Annotated in this window: 26 protein-coding genes; 10 read left to right on the forward strand and 16 right to left on the reverse strand. The window is 67.4% G+C overall.

The genetic code is table 11. The features are described from left to right. Positions 1–62: 62 nt before the first annotated feature. Positions 63–1,244: a sterol desaturase family protein gene (locus tag ACFWZ1_RS05070; protein ID WP_439665637.1), complete on the reverse strand. Its 1,182-nt coding sequence runs from the start codon at positions 1,242–1,244 to the stop codon at positions 63–65. A gap of 123 nt (positions 1,245–1,367) precedes the next feature. Between ACFWZ1_RS05070 and tldD the strand changes: the two genes are divergently transcribed. Further along, complete coding sequence (gene tldD / locus ACFWZ1_RS05075) at positions 1,368–2,807, forward strand: metalloprotease TldD (RefSeq protein ID WP_439665638.1); 1,440 nt, start codon at positions 1,368–1,370, stop codon at positions 2,805–2,807. A gap of 134 nt (positions 2,808–2,941) precedes the next feature. Here tldD and ACFWZ1_RS05080 read toward each other — a convergent pair whose 3' ends face one another. The 3 genes from ACFWZ1_RS05080 to ACFWZ1_RS05090 all read right to left on the reverse strand — a co-directional run bounded on the left by ACFWZ1_RS05080 (position 2,942) and on the right by ACFWZ1_RS05090 (position 5,685). Further along, entirely contained in the window at positions 2,942–3,262 is a 321-nt protein-coding gene (locus ACFWZ1_RS05080) for an H-NS histone family protein (protein ID WP_231324207.1), read from the reverse strand. A 222-nt stretch (positions 3,263–3,484) separates the two neighbouring features. Next, positions 3,485–5,182, reverse strand: coding sequence for a proline--tRNA ligase (locus ACFWZ1_RS05085; RefSeq protein ID WP_231324209.1), 1,698 nt, complete (start codon positions 5,180–5,182; stop codon positions 3,485–3,487). 80 nt (positions 5,183–5,262) lie between these two features. Continuing rightward, positions 5,263–5,685: a DUF4124 domain-containing protein gene (locus ACFWZ1_RS05090; protein WP_439665639.1), complete on the reverse strand. Its 423-nt coding sequence runs from the start codon at positions 5,683–5,685 to the stop codon at positions 5,263–5,265. 124 nt (positions 5,686–5,809) lie between these two features. Here ACFWZ1_RS05090 and pssA point away from each other — a divergent pair, with 124 nt between their 5' ends. The 3 genes from pssA to rimI are packed head-to-tail and all read left to right on the forward strand — an operon-like array spanning position 5,810 to position 7,553. Continuing rightward, complete coding sequence (gene pssA / locus ACFWZ1_RS05095; RefSeq protein WP_231324213.1) at positions 5,810–6,592, forward strand: CDP-diacylglycerol--serine O-phosphatidyltransferase; 783 nt, start codon at positions 5,810–5,812, stop codon at positions 6,590–6,592. Then, positions 6,589–7,077 carry a hypothetical protein gene (locus ACFWZ1_RS05100; protein WP_439665640.1) on the forward strand — a complete coding sequence of 163 codons (489 nt, stop codon included), beginning with the start codon at positions 6,589–6,591 and terminating at the stop codon, positions 7,075–7,077. Before pssA ends, ACFWZ1_RS05100 begins: the two co-directional genes overlap by 4 nt. After that, the gene (gene rimI / locus ACFWZ1_RS05105; protein WP_439665641.1) at positions 7,077–7,553 is read left to right on the forward strand and encodes a ribosomal protein S18-alanine N-acetyltransferase; all 477 of its coding nucleotides are present in this window, start codon (positions 7,077–7,079) and stop codon (positions 7,551–7,553) included. The genes ACFWZ1_RS05100 and rimI overlap by 1 nt, the downstream gene beginning before the upstream one ends. Before the next feature lie 57 nt (positions 7,554–7,610). Here rimI and ACFWZ1_RS05110 read toward each other — a convergent pair whose 3' ends face one another. From ACFWZ1_RS05110 to ACFWZ1_RS05140, 7 genes are all read right to left on the reverse strand, one after another. After that, positions 7,611–10,442: a valine--tRNA ligase gene (locus ACFWZ1_RS05110; protein WP_439665642.1), complete on the reverse strand. Its 2,832-nt coding sequence runs from the start codon at positions 10,440–10,442 to the stop codon at positions 7,611–7,613. A gap of 177 nt (positions 10,443–10,619) precedes the next feature. After that, the gene (locus ACFWZ1_RS05115) at positions 10,620–11,270 is read right to left on the reverse strand and encodes a DUF4328 domain-containing protein (RefSeq protein WP_231324220.1); all 651 of its coding nucleotides are present in this window, start codon (positions 11,268–11,270) and stop codon (positions 10,620–10,622) included. A gap of 221 nt (positions 11,271–11,491) precedes the next feature. Next, entirely contained in the window at positions 11,492–11,842 is a 351-nt protein-coding gene (locus ACFWZ1_RS05120) for a DUF3147 family protein (RefSeq protein ID WP_231324222.1), read from the reverse strand. 1 nt (position 11,843) lies between these two features. Further along, on the reverse strand, positions 11,844–12,914 hold the full coding sequence (gene hemE / locus ACFWZ1_RS05125; RefSeq protein ID WP_439665643.1) for a uroporphyrinogen decarboxylase: 1,071 nt from the start codon (positions 12,912–12,914) through the stop codon (positions 11,844–11,846). 1 nt (position 12,915) lies between these two features. Continuing rightward, positions 12,916–13,176, reverse strand: a complete 261-nt coding sequence (locus ACFWZ1_RS05130; protein WP_439665644.1) for a WGR domain-containing protein — start codon at positions 13,174–13,176, stop codon at positions 12,916–12,918. 149 nt (positions 13,177–13,325) lie between these two features. After that, complete coding sequence (aroB, locus tag ACFWZ1_RS05135) at positions 13,326–14,453, reverse strand: 3-dehydroquinate synthase (protein WP_439665645.1); 1,128 nt, start codon at positions 14,451–14,453, stop codon at positions 13,326–13,328. Beyond that, a complete protein-coding gene (locus tag ACFWZ1_RS05140) occupies positions 14,450–14,989 on the reverse strand; it encodes a shikimate kinase (RefSeq protein WP_439665646.1) in 540 nt (179 codons plus the stop codon). The genes aroB and ACFWZ1_RS05140 overlap by 4 nt, the downstream gene beginning before the upstream one ends. Positions 14,990–14,995: 6 nt before the next feature. Between ACFWZ1_RS05140 and ACFWZ1_RS05145 the strand changes: the two genes are divergently transcribed. Beyond that, a complete protein-coding gene (locus tag ACFWZ1_RS05145; protein ID WP_439665647.1) occupies positions 14,996–15,847 on the forward strand; it encodes an SDR family oxidoreductase in 852 nt (283 codons plus the stop codon). Between the two features lie 67 nt (positions 15,848–15,914). On the opposite strand, the gene ACFWZ1_RS05150 is transcribed toward ACFWZ1_RS05145, so the two are convergent. After that, positions 15,915–16,745: a kinase gene (locus ACFWZ1_RS05150; RefSeq protein ID WP_439665648.1), complete on the reverse strand. Its 831-nt coding sequence runs from the start codon at positions 16,743–16,745 to the stop codon at positions 15,915–15,917. Positions 16,746–16,784: 39 nt separating this feature from the next. Here ACFWZ1_RS05150 and pdxH point away from each other — a divergent pair, with 39 nt between their 5' ends. The 3 genes from pdxH to ACFWZ1_RS05165 are packed head-to-tail and all read left to right on the forward strand — an operon-like array spanning position 16,785 to position 18,609. Then, a complete protein-coding gene (pdxH, locus tag ACFWZ1_RS05155) occupies positions 16,785–17,372 on the forward strand; it encodes a pyridoxamine 5'-phosphate oxidase (RefSeq protein ID WP_439665649.1) in 588 nt (195 codons plus the stop codon). Continuing rightward, a complete protein-coding gene (locus ACFWZ1_RS05160) occupies positions 17,369–17,809 on the forward strand; it encodes a secondary thiamine-phosphate synthase enzyme YjbQ (protein WP_231324235.1) in 441 nt (146 codons plus the stop codon). Before pdxH ends, ACFWZ1_RS05160 begins: the two co-directional genes overlap by 4 nt. Further along, complete coding sequence (locus tag ACFWZ1_RS05165; RefSeq protein WP_439665650.1) at positions 17,809–18,609, forward strand: ABC transporter substrate-binding protein; 801 nt, start codon at positions 17,809–17,811, stop codon at positions 18,607–18,609. The genes ACFWZ1_RS05160 and ACFWZ1_RS05165 overlap by 1 nt, the downstream gene beginning before the upstream one ends. 65 nt (positions 18,610–18,674) lie before the next feature. Here the strand turns inward: ACFWZ1_RS05165 and ACFWZ1_RS05170 are convergent, their stop codons facing one another. Together ACFWZ1_RS05170 and proC are read right to left on the reverse strand one after the other, a co-directional pair. Next, positions 18,675–19,250, reverse strand: coding sequence for a YggT family protein (locus ACFWZ1_RS05170; RefSeq protein ID WP_231324239.1), 576 nt, complete (start codon positions 19,248–19,250; stop codon positions 18,675–18,677). Further along, positions 19,247–20,080: a pyrroline-5-carboxylate reductase gene (gene proC / locus ACFWZ1_RS05175; RefSeq protein ID WP_231324240.1), complete on the reverse strand. Its 834-nt coding sequence runs from the start codon at positions 20,078–20,080 to the stop codon at positions 19,247–19,249. The genes ACFWZ1_RS05170 and proC overlap by 4 nt, the downstream gene beginning before the upstream one ends. A 362-nt stretch (positions 20,081–20,442) precedes the next feature. Here proC and ACFWZ1_RS05180 point away from each other — a divergent pair, with 362 nt between their 5' ends. Both ACFWZ1_RS05180 and ACFWZ1_RS05185 read left to right on the forward strand, forming a co-directional pair. Next, entirely contained in the window at positions 20,443–21,480 is a 1,038-nt protein-coding gene (locus ACFWZ1_RS05180; protein ID WP_231324242.1) for a type IV pilus twitching motility protein PilT, read from the forward strand. A gap of 60 nt (positions 21,481–21,540) precedes the next feature. Further along, positions 21,541–22,707 (forward strand): PilT/PilU family type 4a pilus ATPase, encoded by a 1,167-nt coding sequence (locus tag ACFWZ1_RS05185; RefSeq protein WP_439665651.1) that lies wholly within the window; start codon positions 21,541–21,543, stop codon positions 22,705–22,707. A gap of 156 nt (positions 22,708–22,863) precedes the next feature. Here ACFWZ1_RS05185 and ACFWZ1_RS05190 read toward each other — a convergent pair whose 3' ends face one another. Together ACFWZ1_RS05190 and ACFWZ1_RS05195 are read right to left on the reverse strand one after the other, a co-directional pair. Beyond that, positions 22,864–23,247, reverse strand: a complete 384-nt coding sequence (locus tag ACFWZ1_RS05190) for a BON domain-containing protein (protein ID WP_231324246.1) — start codon at positions 23,245–23,247, stop codon at positions 22,864–22,866. 271 nt (positions 23,248–23,518) lie between these two features. Further along, positions 23,519–25,294 (reverse strand): hypothetical protein, encoded by a 1,776-nt coding sequence (locus ACFWZ1_RS05195; protein WP_439665652.1) that lies wholly within the window; start codon positions 25,292–25,294, stop codon positions 23,519–23,521. Positions 25,295–25,339: the final 45 nt, after the last annotated feature.

Below are 25,339 nucleotides of genomic sequence, written 5' to 3' on the forward strand. Positions count from 1 at the left end.
TGCGCCGAATCACGGAGGGTGCCCCAAAGGCCGGCAGGGTCGCTTTTGCGGCGCGACTCGGCCTACTTCCGCCGAAACGGAAACAGCTGCTGCCGCACGAATCCGTCCGGCATGTAATCGCCCACCACGCCGTACTTCTCGGGAAACACTTTGGGCGACTTCACCGCCGTGCCGAAGAGGTGGTCGAGGAAGGCGTAATGCGCCGCATAGTTCCGGTCGATTGCCTCCTCGTCCGAAGCGTGGTGCCAGTGGTGGAAGTCGGGCGTCACCAGCAGGTACTTCAGCGGGCCCCACGGCAGGTGCACGTTGGCGTGGTTGAACACCGCCTGGAACCCGACGATGAGGATGTAGCCGTTCATCACCGCCTCGGAGAAGCCCAGGATGTACAGCGGTGCCAGCACGCACACGCGCGTGACGATCAATTCCAGCATGTGCTGGCGCGAGCCGGCCAGCCAGTCCATCGTCTTGACGCTGTGGTGCACGGCATGGAAGCGCCACAGGAATGGCACTTCGTGGTACGCGCGGTGCGTCCAGTACTGCGCGAGGTCCGCCACCAGCACGCACAACAGCAGTTGTGGCAGGAACGGGACATCCCGCACGGCCTGCTGGAAACCACTGCTGACCAGCCAGCCGAACAGATGGTGCAGCAGGAAGTTCACGCTCAGCAGCGCCAGCCCGACGATGAAATGGTTGACCGCAAAATGTTTCAGATCCGTCTGCCACTCGGCGCGGAACAGCGTCTGCCCCCTGTACAACGGAAACAGCTTCTCGATCACGACGAACACCAACGTGGAACCGAGCAGGTCCAGAATGAACCAGTCCAGCCCGATGTAGGGCGTGTGGTCGGGGAAGTTGCCCACCGGCACCCGCGAGCCGCCCAGCGCGGTTGCAGCGAGCACCAGGGCAAAGGCGACCAGGTTCAGGTTGCGCTGGCGCCCGAGCACCAGGTTGCCCAGCGACATGCCGCCGGCGACCAACAGCGCCACCAGCAGCAGCTGGCGCAGCACGTCGATCGAGTACCGGTGGCGCAGGTCCGGCGTGGTCAGGTACTGCGGGAAGTGGAAGGCCAGCACTGCCAGCAGGCTCAGGAAACCCAGCGACAAGGCCACCACGCTGCTGAGCTTGCCCACGCCCGGGCGCAGCGCGCCGTGACGTTGCAGGAGATCGTGGGTCTCGCCGATGGGCGCCTTCACGGCGCTGTCCAGCAGCCCGCGGGTGCGCCTGTGCCTGGTATCCCTGCTCATGATGTGGCCTCTCCATGGGTGACGTCGGCGCATGGTAGCGGCAGCCGCGCGCGACGTGCTTTAAAGGGCCCCGTACGACCCCATGTGGGATAGTCGTCCCTTTCGCCCAAGGTTGCCGGCTCCATGGATTCACTCATTGCCCACGTAGAGAACAAGCTGCTGGCCCCCGGCGGCCTGGTCACCACCGACCTCGAGCGCGTGTTCGCGCAGCTGATGGGGCCGGACATCGACGCGGCGGACCTGTACTTCCAGCATTCGCGCAGCGAGTCCTGGTTGCTTGAGGAAGGCATCGTCAAGGACGGCAGCCATTCGATCGAACAAGGCGTGGGCGTACGCGCCATCAGTGGCGAGAAGACCGGTTTCGCCTATTCCGACGAGATCGTGCTGCCGCAGTTGCTGGAGGCTTCCAAGGCCGCGCGCGCGATCGCCCAGGGCGGGCAGGGCGCCGGCAAGCCGCTGGCGCTCAACGGCGCGCGGTCGCTCTATCCGGCGCTGGACCCGGTCGAGAGCCTGCCCAATGCCGACAAGATCGCGCTGCTGCGCGAGGTGGACGCCTGGGCGCGCTCGCGCGATCCGCGCGTCAAGCAGGTGATCGTGAGTCTGGCCGCGACCATGGACACCGTGCTGGTGGCCGGCGCCGACGGTACCCTGGCGGCGGACGTGCGCCCGCTGGTGCGATTGAACGTGCAGGTGATCGTCGAAGCCAACGGCCGTCGCGAGCAGGGCAGCGGCGGCGGCGGGGGACGCTACGGCTATCGCGAGCTGATCGAGAACGGCCGCGCGCTGGCCTTCGCCGAAGAGGCGGTGCGCCAGGCGCTGGTCAACCTCGATTCGGTCGATGCCCCGGCCGGGCAGATGACCGTCGTGCTCGGCCCCGGCTGGCCCGGCGTGCTGCTACACGAGGCGATCGGCCACGGCCTGGAGGGCGACTTCAACCGCAAGGGCAGCTCGGCGTTCGCCGGCCGCCTCGGCCAGCGCGTGGCCGCGCCCGGCGTCACCGTGGTCGACGACGGCACGCTGCCCAACCGTCGCGGCTCGCTCAGCGTGGACGACGAGGGCACGCCGACCGAATGCACGACGCTGATCGAGGACGGCATCCTGGTGGGCTACATGCAGGACAAGTTGAACGCGCGCCTGATGGGCATGAAACCGACCGGCAACGGCCGACGCGAATCGTTCGCGCAGTTGCCGATGCCGCGCATGACCAACACCTACATGCGCGCCGGTTCGCACGATCCGGCCGAGATCATCGCCTCGGTGAAGCGCGGCCTTTACGCGGTCAACTTCGGCGGCGGGCAGGTCGATATCACCAGCGGCAAGTTCGTGTTCTCCGCCAGCGAGGCCTACCTGATCGAGGACGGCAAGATCACTGCCCCGGTCAAGGGCGCCACCCTGATCGGCGCCGGCCCGGAAGTGCTTACCCGCGTGTCCATGATCGGCAACGACCTCAAGCTCGACGAGGGCATCGGCGTGTGCGGCAAGGACGGCCAGAGCGTGCCGGTGGGTGTGGGCCAGCCGACGTTGAAAATCGACGGCATGACCATGGGCGGCACCGCCGCCTGACGTACGATTACCCCTTCTCCAGAGAGAGGATTGGGTGAGGCCAGGCTTGCCGGAAGCAGAGCGGGGCCAAATCCAGCGCATAAAAAAACACCGGCGCGAGGCCGGTGTTCTTTTACTTCATTGCAGCCGTCGGATCAGATCGCCAGATCCTTTTCCTTCTTGCCGGCCTTCAGCGCATCGTTGAACCAGCGCGGGCGCTTGCCGCGGCCGGACCAGGTCTGTTCCGCATTGGCCGGATTGCGATACTTCGGCGCCACCGTGCCGGTGCTGCGACGGGCCTTGCGGGTGCCGCCGAAGATGTCTTCCATGTTGTAGCCCTCGGCCTTGACCATGGCATGGATCTTCTCGCGCAGCTTGGCGACCTTCTCCTTGCGCAGCTCGTTCTGGCGCACCTGCGCCTTGCTGATCAGTTCATTGAGCTGGTTGTGATTGAGGTTCTTGATGTCGACTGCCATGCGTGGGCTCCCGGATAAGTCTTCGATTATGTGTTTTCTGCCTCTCGTCATGAGAGCGGTGCTTCCTGTCGGAGGCATTCTCGCCCAATGACGGGGGCGATTGCAAAACGGCCGATTATCCCGCGGGACGGAATAATGCGATCCACCGCATAAAAACCGCCCGGTTCATTGCCAAACCCGGCGGCACGGTAATTCACCGTGCCGCCGGATCGCCACTTACTTTTACGCCAGCAATGTGAACAATTCGTCCTCGGTAATGGCGCGGTTTTCCGATTCCGAGCGTCGACGGTATTCGAGCGTACCGGCAGCCAGGCCCCGCTCGCTTACCACGACGCGGTGCGGAATGCCGATCAATTCCAGGTCGGCAAACATCTGGCCGGGGCGTAATCCACGGTCGTCCAGGACCGTTTCGATACCGCGTTCCTCGAGCTTGCGGTAAAGGGTTTCGGCAGCCGCGCGCACGTCGGGCAGGTTCTTCGGGTTGATGATGCAGACCGCTACCCGCCAGGGCGCCATGGTTTCCGGCCAGATAATGCCGGCCTCGTCGTGCGATTGCTCGATCGCGGCGGCCACGATGCGGCTCACGCCGATACCGTAACAACCCATCATCATCACCTGCGCCTTGCCCTGGTCGTCCAGTACCGTGGCACCCAGTGCCTGGGCGTATTTCTGGCCCAACTGGAAAATGTGGCCGACCTCGATGCCACGGGCCAGGCGCAGCGTGCCCTGACCGTCGGGTGAAGGATCGCCCTCGACTACCTGGCGGATGTCCTCTACGCGGGTGATACGCGCGTCGCGTTCCCAGTTGGCGCCGGTGTAATGGGTGCCGTCGGCATTGCCACCGCAGACGAAATCGGCCAGCACCGCGGCACTGCGGTCGACGATTACCGGGATCGTATCGGGCAGGCCGACCGGGCCGATGAAGCCGGGGCGCGTGCCGGTCGCGGCGAGAATCTCTTCTTCCGTGGCGAGCACCGGCTCATCCGGCAATTCGGCCAGTTTGCCGGCCTTGATCTCGTTGATCTCGTGGTCGCCGCGGAGGCAGAGCGCCACCAACCCCTCGCGACCGCGAACCAGCAAGGTCTTGACGCAACGCTGGGGCGGGACGCCCAGGAAGGCGCTGACCTCGGCGATCGTCTTTTGCGTGGGCGTGTCCACGCGCTCGAGCGCTGCCTGCGCGGCAGGGCGCCCGACGGCGGGAGCCAGGGCTTCGGCCTTTTCGATATTGGCGGCGTAATCGGAGCCGTCGGAGAACGCGATCGCATCCTCACCGGAATCGGCGAGCACCTGGAATTCATGGCTGGCGTTGCCGCCGATCGCGCCGGTGTCCGCCTGTACGGCGCGGAACGAAAGGCCGAGCCGCTCGAAAACGCGCGAATAGGCCTGGTACATCACCTCGTAGGTGTCGCCCAGTGATTCGGGCGAGAGATGGAAGGAATAGGCATCCTTCATCAGGAATTCGCGCGCGCGCATCACGCCGAAGCGCGGGCGGATCTCGTCGCGGAACTTGGTCTGGATCTGATAGAAATTGACCGGCAGCTGTTTGTAGCTCTTCAGTTCGTTGCGGGCGAAGTCGGTAATGACTTCCTCGTGCGTGGGACCGAAACAGAACTCCTGGTCCTTGCGATCCCGGATCTTCAACAGCTGGCCGCCGAACTTTTCCCAGCGGCCGGTCTCTTCCCACAACTCTTTGGGCTGCACCGCGGGCATCAGCAATTCGATCGCGCCGGCGCGGTTCATTTCCTCGCGAACCACGTTCTCGACCTTGCGCAGCACGCGCAGGCCCAGCGGCGTCCAGGTGTAGAGCCCGGAGGCGAGTTTGCGGATCATGCCGGCGCGCAGCATCAGCCGATGGCTGGCGACTTCGGCGTCGGCGGGTACTTCCTTGACGGTGGCCAGGTGGAATTGGCTGAGGCGCATGGCGGGTAATCCGGGGGCAAAGAGGCCGATTATACGTGGGCCATCCCCGGCTTACGCGTCAAAGACGCCGGTGCAGAGTCCTACTGGCTGCAGAACTGCTGGTACTGCTGTTCGGCCAGCGCGACCTGCTGGCTGCGCTGGGTCTCGTCCAGCGGCACCGACTTACCATCCTGCTCGAGTACCACGCCTTCCTTGCCCTTGAGCAGGTCCAGGTTGGTCTTCAGCGAGGTGCACAGCTTGGCGCGATTTTCGGGCGTATTGGCCATCCCGCCGGTCCCCGTGGACGCAGCCTTGGCGGCAGTTGCAGGTGCGGCGGCGGCCGACGGCGCAGGCGCCGCGGGCTGTTCCATGCCATTGGTGTCGATGCGGTTGTACCGGGTGCCCTGCGGCGGCGGGGTCTCGGAGTAGTGCACGGTGCCGTGGGAATCGGTCCACTTGTACACCTGCGCGGCGACCGCGGGCGCGAGCAGCAGCAACACGAGGGCGAAGGGCAGGCGGCGCATGGGATTCTCCGAGGGGCATGGGGCCCCGGCACTAGTTAACACTCCCAACGGCCGGACTCAAGCATGGCGGGGCCGTTGACGGGCGATGGTTTACACTCTCGCGCATTCCGTCACGGATCGTTGCATGAGCGAGAACACGCCAGTCCGAACGCCCCGCCATCGGGGCATTTACCTGTTGCCGAACCTGTTCACCACGGCGGCGATGTTCGCCGGCTACTACGCCGTGGTGGCGAGCATCGGCCATCGCTTCACCGAGGCCGCCATCGCCGTTTTCGTGGCCGCGGTGCTGGACGGCATGGACGGGCGCGTGGCGCGACTGACCGGTACGCAGAGCGAATTCGGCGTGCAGTACGACTCGCTGTCGGACCTGGTCAGCTTCGGCCTGGCGCCGTCGCTGGTGATGTACAACTGGTCGCTGTCCTCGCTGCGCGACTACGGGCTGGTCTGGGGCAAGATCGGCTGGGCCGCGGCGTTCCTCTATGCCGCTTGTGGCGCACTGCGCCTGGCGCGCTTCAACACCCAGGTCGGAGTGATCGACAAGCGCTACTTCCAGGGATTGGCCAGCCCGGCGGCGGCGGCGGTGTGCATGTCGTTCGTATGGACCATGGAGAAGTTCCAGGTTCCCGGCCCGAGCCTGTGCTTCCTCACCCTGGCCATGGCGGTGGTCGTCGGCCTGCTAATGGTCAGCCGCTTCCGCTACTACAGCTTCAAGTCGCTGCCGATGGGCGAACGTGATCGCGTGCCGTTCCTTTGGGTGCTGGTGGCGGTGCTGGTCCTGGTGCCTTTCCTGATCGATCCGCCGCGGGTGCTGTTCGTGGTGTTCACGCTGTACCTGCTGTCCGGCCCAGTGGTGACGCTGTGGGGCCGCGCGGCCCATCGCCGGCGGACCCGTCGCGCCAGGCCATGAGCCCGGCGCCGGCCAGCCGCGGACCCGTCTCGCGCCGCACGAGGGTCTTGCGCGTGCTCGGCGTGACGCCCTGGGTGCGCCGCGCGACCGCGGAAGCGCAGACGGCCGAGCCCAACGAGGCGCTTGCGGAGCCCATGGCGCCACCAGCTTCCTGCGTGGTGCTGTTGCCGGACGGTTGCGTCGCGCGTGAGCTGGACCTGCTTGGCCGCGCCTTGGCCGCCTATGGTCCCGGGCTTGCGCGCGCCGGGCGGATCACGGTCAGGGATGGGCGGCCCACCGCCACGGTGCCGCCAGTGCGCGCCTACCTCGTGTTCGGCCAGGCGCAGGCGCACGCGCTGGGGCGTGAGCTGCCCGCAGCTGTGATGAACCAGGCGCAGATCGTGCTGGCCGACGAGCCGCACGAGGTGCTCGCCAACGGTGCCGGCAAGCGCAGGCTGTGGACCGCGCTGCGCCAACTGCGGCGTGCGCTGGCGGGAGGTGCGTGATGGTCGCGGTGGCACGTCCGCGCATCGAGATCCGTGCGATGCGGCGCGAGGACGTGGCCGCGGTCAGTGCGCTCGAAAGCGCGTCCTACGATTTCCCCTGGTCGTCCGGCATTTTCAGTGACTGCCTGAAGGCCGGGCATCCGTGCTGGGTGTTGTGTTGCGAGGGCGACGTGGCCGGCTACGGAATCCTCTCGGTGGCCGCCGGCGAAGCGCACGTGCTCAACCTTTGCATCGGCCCTGCCTGGCGCGGCCGCGGCCTGGGCCGGCACCTGCTCGGCCGGTTGCTCGACGTGGCGCGCTGGAGCGGCGCCGAGCGGGTGTTCCTGGAGGTACGCCCGTCCAACCCGGTGGCGCAGGAACTCTACGCCTCGGTCGGCTTCAAGGAAATCGGCCGGCGCCCGCGTTATTACCCGGCCAAGGGCGGGCGCGAGGATGCGATCGTGATGGCGCTGGATCGGGAGTCGGCGTCCCTGTAGGAGCGCACCCTGCGCGCGACCGGATCATCCCGCACAGGTGTACTCCACAGATCCGGCTCAGCCCAGCTTGCGCGCCTGTTCCCTCAGCGCCTCGAGCTGCGTGCCCCAGTCCACGATCCGCTGGCGCTCCTGCGTCACCACCTCGGCCGGTGCGTTGGCCACGAAGTTGGCGTTGCCCAGCTTGCCCTCGCACTTCCTGATCTCGCCCTCGATGCGCGCGATCTCCTTGGCCAGGCGCGCCTTTTCGGCGGTGAGGTCGATCAACCCCGTCAGCGGGATCAGCACGCGCAGGCTGCCGACCACCGCCGCGGCCGACGCCGGCTCGTCGGCACCCGGTTCGATCCACTGCGGCGCCTCGGTGCGTGCAAGGAAAGCGATCTGCGCGGCGAACTTGGCCGTGCGCGAGCGGTCGGCCGCGTCGCCGTCGGCCAGCAGCAGCGGAATGGTCTTGCCCGGCGCGATGTTCATTTCCGAGCGGATGCGGCGGATGCCGGAGAGCACCGCTTTGAACCATTCGATCTCTGCGCTGGCGGTGGTGTCATTCCCTGCGAGCTTGTGAACCTCGGGCCACGGCCGCTCCATGATGCTGGATGCGCCGATGCCCAGCCGTGGCGCCACCGACTGCCAGATTTCCTCGGTGATGAACGGAATCACCGGATGCAGCGCGCGCAGCACGGTTTCCAGCACCACCAGCAGCGTGTGGCGAGTGGAGGCTGCGGACTGCGCGTCGTCGCCGTTGAGCGCCGGCTTGGACAGCTCCAGGAACCAGTCGCAGTACTCGTTCCAGACGAACTCGTAGATCGCCTGCGCCAACAGGTCGAACCGGTAAGTGGCGAAGTGTTCCTCCACTTCGGTCAACGTCTGCTTGAGCCGCGTCAGGATCCAGCGCTCCGCCTCGGTGGCCGGCCAGCCTGCGGGTGCCGGAATCTCCCCCTCGGGCAGGTTTATCAACACGAACCGTGCCGCGTTCCACAACTTGTTGCAGAACGCCTTGTAGCCTTCGGCGCGCTTGATGTCGAAGTTGATCGTGCGGCTGTAGCTGGCCAGCGCCGCGAACGTGAAACGCAGCGCATCGGTGCCGATCGAGGGGATGCCCTGCGGGTAATCCTTGCGGATGCGCTTCTCCACCTTCTCTCGCACCTGCGGGATCAGCAGCGAGCGCGTGGACTTCTCCACCAGCGGTTCCAGCTCGATGCCGTCGATCAGGTCCAGCGGGTCGAGCGTGTTGCCCTTGGACTTGGACATCTTCTGGCCCTCGGCGTCGCGCACGATGGCGTTGATGTAGACCTCGCGGAAGGGCACTTGCTTCGTGAAGTACAGGGTCGCCATCACCATGCGCGCGACCCAGAAGAAAATGATGTCGAAGCCGGTGACCAGCACCGCGCTGGGCAGGAACAGCTTGTCCTGCTCCCAGTTGGCGACGATCTCGCCGCGCTCGTTCCTGACCGGCCCCTGCATCGGCCAGCCGAGCGTGGAGAAGGGCCACAACGCGGAGGAGAACCAGGTGTCGAGCACGTCCTCGTCCTGGCGAAGTCCACCCACCGGCGGGGCGGTGGCGTGACGACGGGCATCGGCCTCGTCCTCACCGACGAAGATGTTGCCCGCCTCGTCGTACCACGCGGGAATGCGATGGCCCCACCAGAGCTGGCGGCTGATGCACCAGTCCTGGATGTTGTCCAGCCACTGCGTGTAGGTGGTGGTCCAGTTCTCCGGCACGAAGCGGATGTCACCCGAACTGACCGCTTCGAGCGCCGGCTCGGTGATCGCCGTGCGGCCACCCGGGCGGCCATCGGCCAGCACCTCGGAGGTGAGATCGACGAACCACTGGTCGGTCAGCATCGGTTCGATCACCGCGTCCGAGCGCTGGCTGACCGGCACCTGCAGCTTGTGGGGTTTGCTCTCGACCAGCAGGCCCGCGGCTTCCAGGTCGGCCAGCACCGCCTTGCGCGCCTCGTACCGGTCCAGACCGCGATATTTCTCCGGCGCGTTCTCGTTGACCCTGGCGTCGAGCGTGAAGATGTTGATCGGCGCCAGCTTGTGCCGCTGGCCGATCGCGTAGTCGTTGAAGTCGTGAGCCGGGGTGATTTTCACGCAGCCGGTGCCGAAATCGCGATCGACGTAGTCGTCGGCGATGACCGGAATCTGCCGGCCGGAAAGCGGCAGGTGCAGCATCGAGCCGATCAGGTGCGCGTAACGCTCGTCCTCGTGGTGCACCGCCACCGCGACGTCGCCCAGCATGGTTTCCGGGCGCGTCGTGGCGACCACCACGGAGCCGGCGCCATCGGCGGTCATGTAGCGGATCGACCACATGTGGCCGTCGCGCTCGACGTTGTTGACCTCCAGGTCCGACACCGCCGTGCCCAGCGCCGGGTCCCAGTTCACCAGGCGGTTGCCGCGGTAGATCAGGCCGTCGCGGTACCACTGCACGAACACCTTGCGCACCGCGGCCGAGAGACCCTCGTCCATGGTGAAGCGCTCGCGCGACCAGTCGGCGGCCACGCCCAGGCGACGCATCTGGTTGGTGATGGTGGAACCGGATTCCTCCTTCCACTGCCACACGCGCTCGATGAAGGGCTCGCGGCCCAGGTCATGCCGTGACTTGCCCTCGGCGGCGAGCTGGTTCTCCACGATCTTCTGCGTGGCGATGCCGGCGTGGTCGGTGCCCACCTGCCACAGCGTGTTCATGCCGCGCATGCGCTGGTAGCGGATCAGCATGTCCATCACGGTCTGCTGGAACGCGTGGCCCATGTGCAGCGTGCCGGTCACGTTCGGCGGCGGCAGCAGGATGCAGTAGGGCTCGCCGTGGCCGGCGGGTTTGAACGCCCCGCGCTCTTCCCAATGGGCATACCACTTCGATTCGATCTGGCCGGGTTCGAAACTCTTGTCCATCGGGGGCTCGCGATGCGCACCGTGCGGCGCGCGCGTCATGGAAGGTGAGCCGGTGATTGTACGGGGCGCGCGTGATCGCCCCAAGCAGACCGTCCGCCGGCCAGTCTCACGCAGACAGCCGAAAGGCCCCGGCTCGTGGCGAGCCAGGGCCCCGGATGGGCCAGATCACGGCCGGAGCTAGGCCACGAAGGCGTCGGCCAGCGACGCCGCGTGTACAGGTGGCACCGCCTGCTGTTGCTCGTGCTGCTCCACCTGTACGCGCGTCAGGCGGGTCACGACCAGCAGGAACAGCGCCGCGGCGCACAGGTTCAGGCCCTGCCCACCGATCAGCAGCAACTGCTGGGTATGCAGCCCATCGAACGTGTGCTCGGGCTTCAGGTACTGCGTGACGAACCAGTAGGACAGGTTGCCGGCGATCCAGAAGACCCACCACAGGCGAAGCAGCGACGGCGTGCCGAGCTTCTGCCAGCGCGTCGGTGCCTGGGAACCCAGCCAGATCTGCGTCATCGCGCGCAACGGCCGCACCAGGTTCATGACCGGGACCGCGTACCAGCCAACTGCCCAACCGGGCGAGTCGTCCAGGCCCCTGGCCCCAAGCGCACGGACATTGCAGGCCATCCGGTACACCCAGCAGCCGGCCCAGATGTAGCAGGCCAGCATGAGCACCAGTTGCAGGCGGAACAGGTTCAGTTGCAGCCAGCCGGCCCCCGCCAGCTTGTCCTGCAGTGTCGCGGTGATCCCGCTGTCGATGCCCTGCTGGAGCAGCTGCAGCCCGTAGGCCATGACGCCGAGGACCGCCAGCGTCAGCAGGACGAAGGCCCCGATCACGCCCCGGACCCCATTGCCGAGTGAGTTCGGAGAGCGAAAGACGTATTGCCCCGATGGCGCCGATGATTGGCTCGTGATCGAGCCTGGCGTGCTGAAAGGATTGACTCGCGACATAACGGCACCCCCATGCCTTTTTGCCGACCGGCCAGTCGCCGGCGGCCCCACTATGCGCCTGAGGTATGGACAGGGCAAGCGGGGGTATGGTAGGTGGGCGCTTCCCGCTAGAGCAGCTCGATCCCGAAGCGTCGCACCGCCAGCGCGAACAGGCCGAAGCACGCCACCGTGATGACGGCGCAGGCGAGCAGGGTGAACCAGAAGCCCAGCCGGGGCAGCAGGGCCGGGAAGACCAGGAACATCGGCAGCGTCGGCAGCACGTACCAGAAGGTGTACCAGGCGTGGTTGGCGATCTTCTGCGGCGACTGGTGTTCCACGTAAAGCCAGACCAGCGCCAGGATCGTCACCATCGGCAGTGCGCCGAGCAGGCCGCCCAGCCGGTCGCTGCGCTTGGCGGCCTCCGATACCAGCACCACCACGGCGGCGGTAACCAGGTACTTGGTGATCAGCCAGGCCACCTCAACCCTCGCGCAGCCGGCGGCCGTAGGCGTGCACCTCGTCGACCAGCACCTTGACGTGATCGGGTTCCACCTCGGGCGTGATGCCATGGCCAAGGTTGAAGACGTGGCCGGGATGGTTGCCGTAGCTGTCCATCACGGCGCGTGCCTCGCGGCGGATGACCTCGGGATTGGAACGCAGCACGGCGGGGTCGAGGTTGCCCTGCAGGGCGACCTTGCCCGCCACGGCGCGGCGGGCGTCGGCTAGATCGATGGTCCAGTCCACGCCCAGCGCGTCGCAGCCGGTGCCCGACATCTCGGCCAGGTGCGGGCCGGCGCCCTTGGAGAACAGGATCACCGGCAGGTCGCGGGCCTGCGGGTCGGCCTTCAACGCGGCGACCACCTCGCTCATGTAGCGCAGCGAGAACTCGCGAAACGGCGCGGGACCGAGCAGGCCGCCCCAGGTGTCGAACACCATCAGCGCCTGCGCGCCCGCGGCGGCCTGCGCCGCCAGGTAGCTGGCGACCGCGCGCGCCAGCGTGGCGAGCAGCTGGTGGGCGAGCTTCGGTTCGTTCCAGCACATCGCCTTGAGCGTGGCGAAGTCGCGCGAGCCGTGGCCTTCGACCATGTAGCAGGCCAGCGTCCACGGACTCCCGGAGAACCCGATCAGCGGCACCCGCCCGCCGAGTTCACGGCGGATCAGGTGCACCGCATCCATCACGTAGCGCAGCTCGCCGTCCATGTCGGGCACCGCCAGCCGCGCGATGTCGGCGGCGCTGCGCACGGGGCGTGCGAACTGCGGTCCCTCGCCCTGTGCGAAGGACAGGCCCAGACCCATCGCGTCGGGGATGGTGAGGATGTCCGAGAACAGGATCGCCGCGTCGAGCTCGAAACGCTCCAGCGGCTGCAATGTCACCTCGCAGGCGAACTCGGGGTTCTGCGCCAGGCCCATGAAGCTGCCGGCGCGCTCGCGCGTGGCGCGGTACTCGGGCAGGTAGCGGCCGGCCTGGCGCATCACCCAGATCGGCGTGGTGTCGGTGGGCTCGCGGCGCAGGGCGCGCAGGAAGCGATCGTTCTTGAGCGGAGCGTTCATGTCAGCGTCCGTGCGGGCCATCCAGGCCCTGGGCGAACATCACGCGGAAGCCACGCCTCAGCTGCGCATCGCGCGCCTTCTCGAACGCCGCGATGGCCGCGTCGCGTTCGAGGAACTGCTCGCGCTTGAGCGTGGCCTTGCCGCCCTGCGTGCCGCTTTCGCGGTACAGCGTCCAGCCGCCGAGCAGATCCTGCTCGAGCACGATCTGCACGTAGCGCGGCGCCTCGGCCGAAGCGGGCATGGTTTGCAGGTAGAGGCGCATGGTGTCCGTGATGGTGCGGCAAGGGTGCCGCAAGGCGCACATTCTAGAGGGCCGTCGCGATGCTGGCGAGGCGCGGGACCGCGCGCCCTGAGGATTGGCTTCAACCCGCCATCGTCGCTTGCGAAAACGGCTGTGGGCCGAAGCCCACCCTACGGCACGATCGACCGGCCGGATGATGCGTGTCCGGAAGTGGCCTCAGCCAATGTCGCCAACACGACGGTTTCGTCGGTGCCCGCCACGATCCTGGCCTTGCCGATGCCACGCCAGAGGATCAGCCGCAGCGTGCCGGCGGTGTTCTTCTTGTCCAGCCGCATCAGTTCGAGCAGCTGTTCCGGCGACATGCCGGGCGGCAACGCGACCGACAAGCCGAGGCGCTCGAGCAGGCGCTGCAGGCGTGCGGTATCGGCGGCATCGCTCATGCCCAGCCGCTCGGACAGGCGTGCGGCCAGCACCATGCCGATGGCGACCGCTTCCCCGTGCAGCAGGGTGGTGTAATGGCCGGCCGTTTCCAGCGCGTGGCCGAAGGTGTGGCCGAAATTGAGCAGGGCGCGCTCGCCCTGTTCGGTTTCGTCGCGCGCGACCACGTTGGCCTTGTAGCGGACCTTGCTTGCGATCGCCTCGACGAGCGTGGCGGTATCGCGTCGTGCGAGCGCCTCGGCGTTGGCTTCGAGCCACGCGAAGAACGCCACGTCACCGATCGCCGCGCCCTTCACCACCTCGGCCAGCCCGGCGCGGTATTCGCGGTCGGGCAGGGTTGCCAGGGTGTCGATGTCGGCGATCACCGCACGTGGCTGGTGAAAGGCACCGACGAGGTTCTTGCCGGCCGGCAGGTTCACGCCGGTCTTGCCGCCGACCGAGGAGTCGACCATCGCCAGCAGGGTCGTCGGCATCTGGATGAAGTCGATGCCGCGCATCCAGCAAGCCGCGGCGAAGCCCGCCAGGTCGCCGACCACGCCCCCACCCAGCGCGATGATGCAGGCGTCGCGCGTGGCGCCCAGCGTGGCGAGCGCCTCCAGTGCGCGGCCCACGTTGCCGAAGTTCTTGTGGGCCTCGCCGTCGTCGAGCAGGAAGCTGGACCAGTGCAGCCCATCGAGGCCTTGTGCGACCCGCTCGAGATAAAGTGGCGCCACGGTGGTGTTGCTGATCACGAGGACATGGCGCCCGCGCAGGCGCGCGCGCCAGCGGGCGGGGTCGTCCAGCAGGCCGCGACCGATCCACACCGGGTAGCACCGGGCACCGAGCGCCACGTCGATCGTTTGCACGTCAGTGTCGTTCATGCGGCCTGCTGCCGATGCCAGTGCTGTTCGAGCAGGGCGAGGCAACGCTCGCTCGCCGCCGCCACGCCTTCGTGTTCGCCGGGCAGGCGCAGGTCGGCGATCTCGCGGTAAAGCGATCCGCGGGACTGTGCCATCGCCTCCAGCTTGCCGCGGCGATCCTCGCCCGCCAGCAGCGGGCGCTTGGTATCGCGGGCCAGGCGTTCGAGTTGCTGTTCGACCGTAGTGTCGAGCCACAGCACGAAACCGCGTTCGGCCAGGCGCCGGCGATTGACCGGATCCAGCACCGCGCCGGCACCGGTGGCCAGCAGCACACCGGCACGTGCGCTGAGCGCATCGAGGAGCGCGCCCTCGCGTTGGCGGAAGCCCGCCTCGCCCTCGATCTCGAACACGCAGCGCACGTCCACGCCGCAATGGCGTTCGATCTCCTGGTCGAGATCGAGGAACGGCAGGCCATAATGCGCTGCGAGGCGTCGACCGATCGACGTCTTGCCGGCACCGGTCGGGCCGATCAGGAACAGGTTGCACGAGGGGTTCATGCGCGCATGCTAGCAACCACGGGCGAACGCGTCTTGCTGGCCGGCTGCGGCGATGTGGGGCAGCGCGCGGCGCGGCTGCTGCGCGCGCAGGGGCACGAGATTTATGCGCTGCGCCGGCATCCTCCGGCGGACAGCGACGACGGCATCCGATGGCTTGCCGGCGACCTGACCGCGCCCGCCACGCTTGGAAAGCTACCCGACGGAATCACGCACCTGGCTTACCTGCCCGCGCCGGGCGCGCGCGAGCGGGCGGCGTACGAGGCGGTGTTCCTCCATGGCTTGCGCGGATTGCTGGATCGCCTGGATAAGAGCCGACTGGCGCGCATCGTGTTCGTCTCCTCCAGCGCCGTCTACGGCGAGCGGGAAGGCCGCTGGGTCGACGAGGACACGCCACCGGCTCCGCCCGGTTTCAACGGCGCCGTGCTGCTCGAAGCCGAGCGTTGGCTGGCGACGCAGGCACTGCCAGCGACGGTGCTGCGACTGGCCGGGCTTTACGGACCGGGGCGCCTGCAGCTGATCGAGCGGCTGCTTGCCGGTCAGGCAGCCGTGCCTCGTGGGGCACCGCATTGGGCGAACCGGATCCATGTCGACGACGCCGCTACGGCGATCGTGCATCTGCTGCAATTGTCCGATCCACGCCCGCTCTACCTTGGCGTGGATGACACGCCGCTCCCTCTGCACGTGTTGTACGACCACCTGGCGTCACTCGTCGGTGCGCCCCCGCCGCCAGAGGGTCCGGGACCGGCGGGCGTGGGCAGCAAGCGGCTCGGCAATGCACGGTTGAGGGCCAGCGGCTGGGCGCCCGGGTGGCCGGATGCGCGCGACGGCTACGCCGCGGCGCTGCGCGAGGAACGATAGAGCCCGCTTCTGAGGCGACTAGGAAGAGCTTTGCCCACAAGCGGGCTCGTGCAGAGCGGTGGCGCGCTCAGGCGTGGGCCAGGCCGGTGACGTGCCGGTCCTCGTCGTACTCGACCATGCTGTCGGCCAGCGCAGGCAACGTGGCCAGCGCGTGGCGGCTAAGGCGCTCGAAGTGCGCCAGGAAGCGGACCATCGCCTCGGCATCCATCGCCAGTGGTGCCTTGCGCGCGAGCAGGGCCTCCTCCTGTTCGCCGCGCCAGCGGCGCACCACGTCCCAACTGGGCGCCTGCAGCACGATCAGCGCATCGAGCTTGCGCCACAGCGGCTGGTAGGCGCGCAACTGCTTGTTCACCCAATGGCGCCAGCGGCAGTCCGGGTCGTCGTCGCGCTCGAGCGCGTTGACCGGTGTTTCCAGCGCCGCCTGCAGTTGCGGGCGCAGGCCCAGCGCCCAGCCTTCAAGGATCACCAGCTTCGGTGGCCGCGTCACCTTGGGCCAGCGCGAGGGCGGCACGCGGGTGTCGCGGCCCTTGTCGAAGCGCGGCCAGGTGACCGGCAGTTTCTCCGATGCCTGCGGCAGCGCCGCCAGCACCGAGAGCAGCAGTTCGATCTCGTGCGTCCCGGGCACGCCGCGGGTGCGCAGCAACGGATGCACTTCGCGCGCCAGGGCCTCGCGCTCGCCGCGCGGATAATAGAAGTCGTCCAGCGTGAGCACGTCGGTGGCCCAGCCGCGGGTTTCGGCGCCGGCCTTCATCACCCGCGCCAGGGTGCTCTTGCCGCTGCCCTGCAGGCCCGACAGCCCCAGGATGTAGGGGCGGCGTGAACGCGCGATGCGCCCGGCATAGTGGTCGAGCAGGTGGCCGGCGAGGGCGACGTTCTGCGTGCTAGCATCGTTGGTCATCCGCGCATGATGGCGCGGCGCCGCCACGATGCAAGAGTCATGCTCAAACGCGAGATCCTGGATACCTTCCGCGGCCTGCTGGACGAGGCCACCACCGGCGGCGACTCCGAACCCACTGCGATGAACCTGGCGACCGCCGACGCGGCCGGCCGGGTCAGCTCGCGCGTCGTGCTGCTGAAGGGCGCCGACGAGCGGGGTTTCCGCTTCTTCACGAACTACGAAAGCGACAAGGGCGTGCAATTGGACGCGCATCCGCAGGTTGCACTTTGCTTCCACTGGAAGCAGCTGCGCCAGGGCGTGCAGGTTCGCGTGGAGGGCGCGGCGCGCAAGCTGCTGGCGGAGGAGTCCGACGCCTATTTCGCCAGCCGTGCGCGCGGCAGCCAGATTGGCGCGTGGGCGTCGCTGCAGTCGCAGACACTGCCGGACCGCGACACCTTCGAGCAGCGCATGGCGCGGTGCGAGAAGGAATACGAGGGCCGCGACGTGCCGCGCCCGCCGCACTGGGGCGGCTTCGTGGTAGAGCCGGACATGGTCGAGTTCTGGTACGGCGCGCAGTTCCGGCTGCACGAGCGCGTGCGCTGGAGCCGCCACGGGCAGACCTGGACCAGCCGGCTGCTCTACCCGTGAGCCACGCCCAGCCCGCGCCGCACGTCGCCCAGAACGGTTTCGTCGTGCACACGCGCGAGCGTGGCTTCTGCGATATCACCAGCAAGGTGGCCGAGGCGATCGCCGCCAGCCACGTGCAGACCGGCATCGCCAACGTTTTTACCCTGCACACCAGCTGCTCGCTGCTGATTTGCGAGAACGCCGATCCGACCGTGCGCGCGGACCTGGAGCGCTGGTTCGCGCGCGCCGTGCGTGATGGCGATCCCCTGTTCGAACACGACGCCGAAGGGCCGGACGACATGCCGGCCCACGTCCGCGCGATCCTCACCGGCGTGAGCCTCACCGTGCCGGTCCATGGAGGCAAGCCGCAGTTGGGGACGTGGCAGGGCATCTACCTGTGGGAACACCGCCGCGAGCCGCACCAGCGCAGGGTTTCGGTGACCGTGCTGGGGCACTGATGGACGGTTTTCCGCAACGCATCGTCTGCCTCACCGAAGAACCGACCGAAGTGCTCTACGCGCTGGGCGAGGCGCATCGCATCGTCGGCATCTCCGGTTTCACCGTGCGGCCGCCGCGGGCCCGCAAGGAAAAGCCTAAGGTTTCTGCGTTCACCAGCGCGAAGATCGGCGAGATCCTGAAACTGGAGCCGGACCTGGCGATCGGTTTTTCCGACATCCAGGCGGACATCGCGCGTGATCTGATCAAGGCTGGCGTGGAGGTATGGATCAGCAACCACCGCAGCGTGGAAGGCATCCTGGCCTACATCCGCCGGTTGGGGGCCATGGTCGGCGCCTACGAGAAGGCCGAGGCGTATGCGCGGCGCGCGGAAGCGCACATCGCCGAAGTCCGCGTGGCGGCCGCGCAGCTGCCGCGGCGGCCGAAGGTGTATTTCGAGGAATGGGACGAGCCGATCATCACCGGCATCCGCTGGGTGGCCGAACTGATCGGTATCGCCGGCGGCGAGGACGCCTTTCCCGAGCTGGCGGGCGAGTCGCTGGCGAAACAGCGCATCCTTGCCGATGGCGCGGAGGTCGTGCGCCGCGCGCCGGACATCATCATGGGTTCGTGGTGCGGCAAGCGCTTCCGCCCGGAGAAGGTGGCGGCGCGGCCGGGCTGGGATGCCATTCCGGCGGTACGCGCCGGCGAGCTGCATGAGGTCAAGTCGCCCATCATCCTGCAACCGGGGCCGGCCGCGTTGTTCGATGGGCTGGACGAACTGCACCGCATCATTGCGGCCTGGGCGGACCGACGCCTGTAGGAGCGCCCTTGGGCGCGACCGGATGCCCGCGGGCGCGCACAGGTACGCGCCTGCCAGTGAGGCGGCTAAAACCCGCGCGCCAGCTGGTTACCCCAGTCGAACAGCGGCGCCGCGACGAGGATGCGCGCGAGCAACAGGACGATCATCACCACGGCCGGCGAGAAGTCGAGCATGCCCACCACGAGCTTGCCGCGCAGCGGCTTCAGCAGCGGGTCGACGATGCCCTCCACCAGCCGCAGTACGGGGTGGTAGGTGTCCACGGCGAACATGCTGAGCAGCGACCAGCCGAACACCAGCACCAGGTAGAACAGCAGCACGAAGTCGAGCAGGTCGGCCAGTGCCAGCACCAGCAGCCCGGTCAGATGCGGCAATGTCCCGACCAACGCGAACAGCACCACGCGCTTGACCAGCATCACCAGGTAGCACACCAGCAGCGCGGCCAGGTTGAGCCGGCGCCAGTTGGGCAGCACACGCCGGATCGGTGCCAGTACCGGATTGGTGTAGCGATAGACGAACTGGCTGATCGGGTTGCGGAAGTCGGCGCGCCCGGCCTCGGCCAGCAGCCGCAGCACGAACAGCGTGGCCACGACGTCGAAGGCGATCTCCAGCAGCAGCGAAAACGCGTTCAGCAGGTAGATCACGGGCGTGACTCCTTGGCGTCCAGTTCGGCGGCCAGTTCGGCCCCGCGTCGGGTCGCGGCGGCCACGGCATGGGCTGCGATGCGCGGCAGGCCGTCGGCGGCAAAGCTTTCCAGCGCAGCCTGGGTGGTGCCGTTGGGCGAAGTGACCCGTCGGCGCAGCTCGCCCGGGGCCTCGCCGCTCTCGACCAGCATGCGGCCGGCGCCCAGGCAGGTCTGCGCGGCCAGCGCCCGCGCGGTCTCGCGCGGAAGGCCCTGTGCCGTCGCGGCGTCCTCCAGCGCTTCGACCAGCGCGAAGAAGTAGGCCGGCCCCGAGCCGGATAATCCGGTGACGGTATCCATCAGCGCTTCGTCGTCGATCCAGCGGGTCAGCCCCACCGCGTCCAGGATGTGCTGCGCCTGCGCCTTCTGCGGCGGGCTGACCCGGGCGTTGGCGCACAGGCCGGTGGCGCCGGCGCCGATCAGGGCGGGCGTGTTGGGCATGCAGCGCACGATCGGCAGATGTGCGCCGAACCAGCGCTCGAGCTGGTCGAGCCGCACGCCGGCGGCGATAGAAATCACCAGCGGGCGCTGGCGTTGCAGCACATCGCGCAGCTCGGCCTGCAGCGCCGGCATGATCTGCGGCTTGACCGCCAGGAGCAGGATGTCGGCGTCCTCGGCGGCCAGCCGGTTTTCGGCGAAGGTCGCCACACCGAACTCGCGGGCGAGTGCTTCGCGCGCCTGCGCCTGCGGTTCGGCCACGCGGATGGACGAAGCCGCAGCGCCCGTCTTGAGCAGGCCGCCGATCAGGCTGCGCGCCATGTTTCCGCCGCCGATGAAGGCAAGTCGTGTCATGCCGGTCCCTTGGGTTGTGGGGCCCGATACCTTAACCCGAAGCGGCCGGCGGGCGGGTGACACGGCCGGCCCAACCCCTGCAGGAGCGCAGCCGTGCGCGACCACCGTGTCCAGTCCAGCGAAGGGTAGGGCGTTCCGGCAGGAGACAAGGGAACTGGCGGGAAGCCATCGCAGTTTCCGCATCCGAAGCCGCCAACCCACTGGTCGCAAAGCCATTCGCGCGAGTAGTATCGGCTCGTTGCGAGGGGGTTGTCGGATGGCCGGCTCGAAGGCGACGGGGCGCGTGCGCGAGCGCGCGACCGGGCGGTCCCCTGCGCAGTACCGCTATTCATCCAGACGAACGTTTTAAGGGGAAACGCCCGATGGACATCGCCGAACTGTTGGCCTTTTCGGTCAAGAACAAGGCCTCGGACCTGCATCTTTCGGCCGGCCTGCCGCCGATGATCCGCGTGGACGGCGACGTGCGTCGCATCAACATCCCGCCGCTGGAGCACAAGCAGGTCCATTCGCTGATCTACGACATCATGTCGGACAAGCAGCGGCGCGACTACGAAGAGTTCTACGAGACAGACTTCTCGTTCGAGATCCCCGGCCTTGCGCGCTTCCGCGTCAACGCGTTCAACCAGAACCGCGGCGCCGGCGCGGTGTTCCGCACGATTCCATCCGAAGTGCTGACCCTGGAAGACCTCGGCGCGCCGCGCATCTTCCGCGAGCTGATCGAACAGCCGCAGGGGCTGATCCTGGTCACCGGCCCGACCGGTTCGGGCAAGTCGACCACGCTGGCGGCGATGGTCGACCACATCAACAAGAACGAATACGGGCACATGCTCACGGTCGAAGATCCGATCGAGTTCGTGCATACCTCGCAGAAGTGCCTGGTCAACCAGCGCGAGGTGCATCGCGACACCCACGGCTTCAACGAGGCGTTGCGCTCGGCGCTGCGCGAAGATCCCGACTACATCCTGGTGGGCGAGTTGCGCGACCTGGAAACCATCCGCCTGGCGCTGACCGCCGCGGAAACCGGTCACCTGGTGTTCGGCACCCTGCACACCAGCTCGGCGGCCAAGACCATCGACCGCATCATCGACGTGTTCCCGGCCGGCGAGAAGCCGATGGTGCGCTCGATGCTCTCCGAATCGTTGCGCGCGGTGATTTCCCAGACGCTGCTCAAGAAGGTCGGCGGCGGGCGAATCGCGGCGCACGAGATCATGGTCGCGGTCCCTGCGATCCGCAACCTGATCCGCGAGGACAAGGTCGCGCAGATGTACTCGGCGATCCAGACCGGCCAGCAGTACGGCATGCAGACGCTGGACCAGATTCTGCAGGATCTCGTCAAGCGCGGCCTGGTCGCGCGGCAGGAAGCCATCGGGTATGCCAAGAACAAGGACATTTTCAAGTAAGGAACGGCGCCGCGCCTTCCTGCTGTTTCACCCCGGATCCGTCTCCCGGAGGAGACCACCATGAGCGATTTCGACTTCACCTCCTTCCTCAAGCTGATGGTGCACAAGAAGGCATCGGACCTGTTCGTCACCGCCGGCGTGGCGCCGTCGATGAAGCTGCAGGGCCGCGTCGTGCCGATCACGCAGAGCCCGCTGTCCGTGCAGCAGGCGCGCGACATGGTGCTCAACATCATGACGCCGGCGCAGCGCGAGGAGTTCGAGAAGACCCACGAGTGCCAGTTCGCGATCTCAGCGCAGGGCGTGGGCCGCTTCCGCGTGTCGTGCTTCTACCAGCGCAACTGCGTGGGCATGGTGCTGCGCCGGATCGAGTCGAAGATCCCCACCTTCGAGGAGCTCACGCTGCCGCCGGTGCTCAAGACGCTGTCGATGACCAAGCGCGGCATCATCATCTTCGTCGGCGCCACCGGTTCGGGTAAGTCGACCTCGCTGGCCGCGATGGTGGGTTACCGCAACCAGAATTCGACCGGCCACATCATCACGATCGAAGACCCGATCGAGTACGTGCACAAGCACGAGGGCTGCATCATTACCCAGCGCGAGCTCGGCATCGACACCGACAGCTGGGATAACGCGCTGAAGAACACCCTGCGCCAGGCGCCCGACGTGATCCTGATCGGCGAGGTTCGTACCCGCGAGACGATGGAGTACGCGATCAACTTCTCCGAGACCGGACACCTGTGCCTGTGCACACTGCATGCGAACAACGCCAACCAGGCGATCGACCGCATCCTGCATTTCTTCCCCGAAGACCGGCGCCAGCAGTTGTTCATGGACCTCTCGCTGAACCTCAAGGGCATCGTGGCGCAGCAGCTGATCCCCACGCCCGACGGCAAGGCGCGGCGCGTGGCAGTCGAGGTGCTGCTGGGCACGCCGCTGGTGCAGGACTACATCCGCCAGGGCGAGATCCACAAGATCAAGGAAGTGATGAAGGACTCGGTCAACCTCGGCATGCGCACGTTTGACCAGAGTCTGGTCGAGCTCTATCACGCCGGCGAGATCAGCTACGAGGACGCACTTCGCCACGCCGACAGCTCCAACGAGGTGCGCTTGCGCATCAAGCTGGCCCAGGGCGGCGATGCGCACACCTTGTCCCAGGGTCTGGAAGGCGTAGAGCTGGAAGATACCCGCGACAACAACCAGTTCGGCGGCGGCATGCTCCGGCGCTGAGAGGCGTCGCGAATCACCATCATCCGCTCGCGCCGGGCACTGGCGCGCAACACCGAAGTCGAAATCCTCCTGGTACGCGGAAGCTCGACGGATAAAAAAAAGGAGCCCCGGGGGCTCCTTTTTTTTATTGCCCGATTGGCGCCGGGCGGGGGTGGGTTACGGAGAATCCGCACCTGCGGTCACGGTCAGGCCGGTGGCATCGACGCTCTTGACGCCCTTGACGTTGTGCGCGACCTGGATGGCGCGGTTCTTGTCCATGTTGCTGGCGACCGTACCGGTCAGCCGCACCATGCCGTCATGGGTGTCCACAGAGATCTTGCTGGCGGGGATCTCGGAGGTGGTGGCGAATTCGGACTTCACCTTGGTGGTGATCCAGGCATCGTCCACCTTGCCCGGCACGGTCTGGTCGCTCGATTGCATGCTGCCGCTGGACTGCGCGTCGGCGTCCTGAGCGAGGGCCTGCGCGAACGGCACGGCGGCCAACGCAGCGGTCAGGCCGGCGGCGATGAAGGCTCGATGGAACGCGGAATGGGTACGCATGGCACTCTCCTTGGGTGAATGTCGCAACACGATGCGTTTGCACCGCGGGAGTCATCGCAACAGGGCTCCCGTGAACAAGGTGTGCGTCAGCCGGTTCGCCGTTCAGTGGCAATTACCGTTGTGAACGGCTGGCTGAAAGGAAGGTTCGGACGGCGCGAAAGGAGGGTGAGCGGCCTGTTGCGCGCTCGCGTCACGTGCATGCATGGAAGCAGCACCCAAAAAAACGGGGCGCCCTTGGAGGCGCCCCGTCTGGCAAGCCTTTGGCGCTCGCTTACTTGAGCGTGGTCTGGCCGCTGATCACCAGGCCGTTGCCATCGACGTGGGCTTCGGCATCCATCGATTCGATGCGCGCCGCTTGGGCGCGCATGGCTGCGAACTGCGCCTTGGTGCGCGCCTCGGTGGCGGCCTTGTCGGCCGGGTCTTCCGTGCCGGCCGACTCATCCTTGCTCAGCGCCGCTGCCGCGGAAGCCAGGCTGTCGGCCTTCTGCTGCATCAGGTTGACCCAGTCCAGGTACATCTGGCCGTTGAGGTGCATGCGCAGCATCTGGCCGGCGTCGCCGATCGGTGCCTTGAGCGCGTCGGCAAGCTTGCCATCCTCGCCCGCGCCCATGCCGAGCCCGAGGCTCTTCGCGCCCATCGCCAGCCACGCCGGCTGGCCGAACATGTTGGCGAGGTTAGGCGGCAACGCCACCGGCTTCCCGTCGGCCGTGAGCTTCAGCTGTGCCAGTGCGGGGGTCATCATCTGGCCCATCGCCAGCAGGCCGGCCGGATTGCTGGTACCAAGCACCAGTCGGCCGGTGAACTGCGGCATGGAATTGGCCTGGCCGGGTGTGAAGCTGTCCAGTGAGAGGCCCAGTCCGAGCAGATCGCCGAAAGGCGGGATGGCCGCCTTCTGCATGTTCTGACCCAGCTTGGCGAAGGTGTCGTTGAGGTCGGTCAGGGCGGGGCAGGTGAAAGGCTTCGCTGCCACCGCGTCGGCCTGGGCGCCCCAGAAAGCGCGCATCTGCGCGACCGGCAGGGCCAGGAAGAATTCGAACGGCGAGGTGGCCTGCGTCGTGCCGAGTCCCGGCAACTCCACTTTCAGGCCGCTGAAGGCCTGGGTGATGTCGCTGGCCAGCGAGACGTCCCAACGCATGTCCTGGTGCTTGGCTTCGAGCCGGGTGTAGCCGAAGCTCAGTTGCGGCACGCGGCTGGCGATGCGCGTGGCATCGACCTGGCAGCTGGGCGGGATCTGCAACTGGTTGGCGACCGGCTCGCCCGTCTTGGCCGACTCGGCCTGCGCGCGGGCCTTGAGCAGGGCGTTGAACAACGGGTCCTTGCCGCTGGCGGCGAGTGGCAGGGCGCGGGTCAGGTCGAGCTCGCCCACCGCCCACTGCTCGTAGCCCCGGGCCTTAGCCAGCTTGGGCAGACGGCCGTCATCCTGAAGATTCCTGGCCGGGCGATCCAGGCCCAGCGCCTGGCGCAGCAGCGGCTGGGCAGCGTCGGCGGGCAGGATCGCTGCGACAGCCTGCTTGCCGACCACGGCCAGGATGAGCTGGGTGCCCGTGGCAACCGAGACGTGGCGGCGGTAGCTCTGCTTGTCGACGCTGGCGACGTCGAACTTCTTGCCGTACGCGGATTCCAGGCGACCGACGAACGCTTCGAACGCGTCAGTGTCGCTGAGCTGGAAACGCAGCACCGGCGCCAGGCCCAGGCCATAAAGCGCGGAGTAGCCCTTGAGGTCCAGTCCGGCGCCCTGCGAGAACGATTCGACCGTCTTGCCGTCCAGCTCCTTGGCGAAGGCGCGCAGCAGGTTGGCCGTGTCGGCGTCCTTGGCGGCCATCTCGTCGGCGGCGGCGCGCAGCTGGGCCACTTCCGCCGGCATCTGGGCATCGGCCTGGGCGAACAGGGCGGCGCGGGTGTCGTCGTCCAGCACGTCCAGGTTGGCCACCACGTAGGGCGTGTCCGCGGGGGCGAAGGCCAGCGGGGCGTCCTTGTCCTTGTGTCCACACGCCGCCAGCAACAAGCCAGCCAAAGCCAGCGCGAGAGTGCGCTTCGTCGATCGCATGATTCGGTTCCCTGAAAAAGAAAAAGAGGCGCGGCCATTATGCCG

This window comes from Frateuria sp. GZRe14 (genome assembly GCF_051900395.1).
GTDB lineage: Bacteria > Pseudomonadota > Gammaproteobacteria > Xanthomonadales > Rhodanobacteraceae > Frateuria_A > Frateuria_A edaphi.

What these genes read in the sequence shown, in the direction of transcription:
- pssA (WP_231324213.1), top strand. Translation starts at nt 5,810, where the DNA reads ATGAGCGAGAACACGCCAGTCCGAACGCCCCGCCATCGGGGCATTTAC.
- ACFWZ1_RS05185 (WP_439665651.1), top strand. Translation starts at nt 21,541, where the DNA reads ATGAGCGATTTCGACTTCACCTCCTTCCTCAAGCTGATGGTGCACAAG.
- ACFWZ1_RS05150 (WP_439665648.1), bottom strand. Translation starts at nt 16,745, where the DNA reads ATGACCAACGATGCTAGCACGCAGAACGTCGCCCTCGCCGGCCACCTG.
- ACFWZ1_RS05180 (WP_231324242.1), top strand. Translation starts at nt 20,443, where the DNA reads ATGGACATCGCCGAACTGTTGGCCTTTTCGGTCAAGAACAAGGCCTCG.
- ACFWZ1_RS05090 (WP_439665639.1), bottom strand. Translation starts at nt 5,685, where the DNA reads ATGCGCCGCCTGCCCTTCGCCCTCGTGTTGCTGCTGCTCGCGCCCGCG.
- ACFWZ1_RS05080 (WP_231324207.1), bottom strand. Translation starts at nt 3,262, where the DNA reads ATGGCAGTCGACATCAAGAACCTCAATCACAACCAGCTCAATGAACTG.
- ACFWZ1_RS05145 (WP_439665647.1), top strand. Translation starts at nt 14,996, where the DNA reads ATGCTAGCAACCACGGGCGAACGCGTCTTGCTGGCCGGCTGCGGCGAT.
- ACFWZ1_RS05140 (WP_439665646.1), bottom strand. Translation starts at nt 14,989, where the DNA reads ATGAACCCCTCGTGCAACCTGTTCCTGATCGGCCCGACCGGTGCCGGC.
- ACFWZ1_RS05190 (WP_231324246.1), bottom strand. Translation starts at nt 23,247, where the DNA reads ATGCGTACCCATTCCGCGTTCCATCGAGCCTTCATCGCCGCCGGCCTG.
- proC (WP_231324240.1), bottom strand. Translation starts at nt 20,080, where the DNA reads ATGACACGACTTGCCTTCATCGGCGGCGGAAACATGGCGCGCAGCCTG.
- tldD (WP_439665638.1), top strand. Translation starts at nt 1,368, where the DNA reads ATGGATTCACTCATTGCCCACGTAGAGAACAAGCTGCTGGCCCCCGGC.
- ACFWZ1_RS05195 (WP_439665652.1), bottom strand. Translation starts at nt 25,294, where the DNA reads ATGCGATCGACGAAGCGCACTCTCGCGCTGGCTTTGGCTGGCTTGTTG.
- ACFWZ1_RS05165 (WP_439665650.1), top strand. Translation starts at nt 17,809, where the DNA reads ATGGACGGTTTTCCGCAACGCATCGTCTGCCTCACCGAAGAACCGACC.
- ACFWZ1_RS05085 (WP_231324209.1), bottom strand. Translation starts at nt 5,182, where the DNA reads ATGCGCCTCAGCCAATTCCACCTGGCCACCGTCAAGGAAGTACCCGCC.
- pdxH (WP_439665649.1), top strand. Translation starts at nt 16,785, where the DNA reads ATGCTCAAACGCGAGATCCTGGATACCTTCCGCGGCCTGCTGGACGAG.
- rimI (WP_439665641.1), top strand. Translation starts at nt 7,077, where the DNA reads ATGGTCGCGGTGGCACGTCCGCGCATCGAGATCCGTGCGATGCGGCGC.
- aroB (WP_439665645.1), bottom strand. Translation starts at nt 14,453, where the DNA reads ATGAACGACACTGACGTGCAAACGATCGACGTGGCGCTCGGTGCCCGG.
- ACFWZ1_RS05070 (WP_439665637.1), bottom strand. Translation starts at nt 1,244, where the DNA reads ATGAGCAGGGATACCAGGCACAGGCGCACCCGCGGGCTGCTGGACAGC.
- ACFWZ1_RS05100 (WP_439665640.1), top strand. Translation starts at nt 6,589, where the DNA reads ATGAGCCCGGCGCCGGCCAGCCGCGGACCCGTCTCGCGCCGCACGAGG.
- hemE (WP_439665643.1), bottom strand. Translation starts at nt 12,914, where the DNA reads ATGAACGCTCCGCTCAAGAACGATCGCTTCCTGCGCGCCCTGCGCCGC.
- ACFWZ1_RS05130 (WP_439665644.1), bottom strand. Translation starts at nt 13,176, where the DNA reads ATGCGCCTCTACCTGCAAACCATGCCCGCTTCGGCCGAGGCGCCGCGC.
- ACFWZ1_RS05110 (WP_439665642.1), bottom strand. Translation starts at nt 10,442, where the DNA reads ATGGACAAGAGTTTCGAACCCGGCCAGATCGAATCGAAGTGGTATGCC.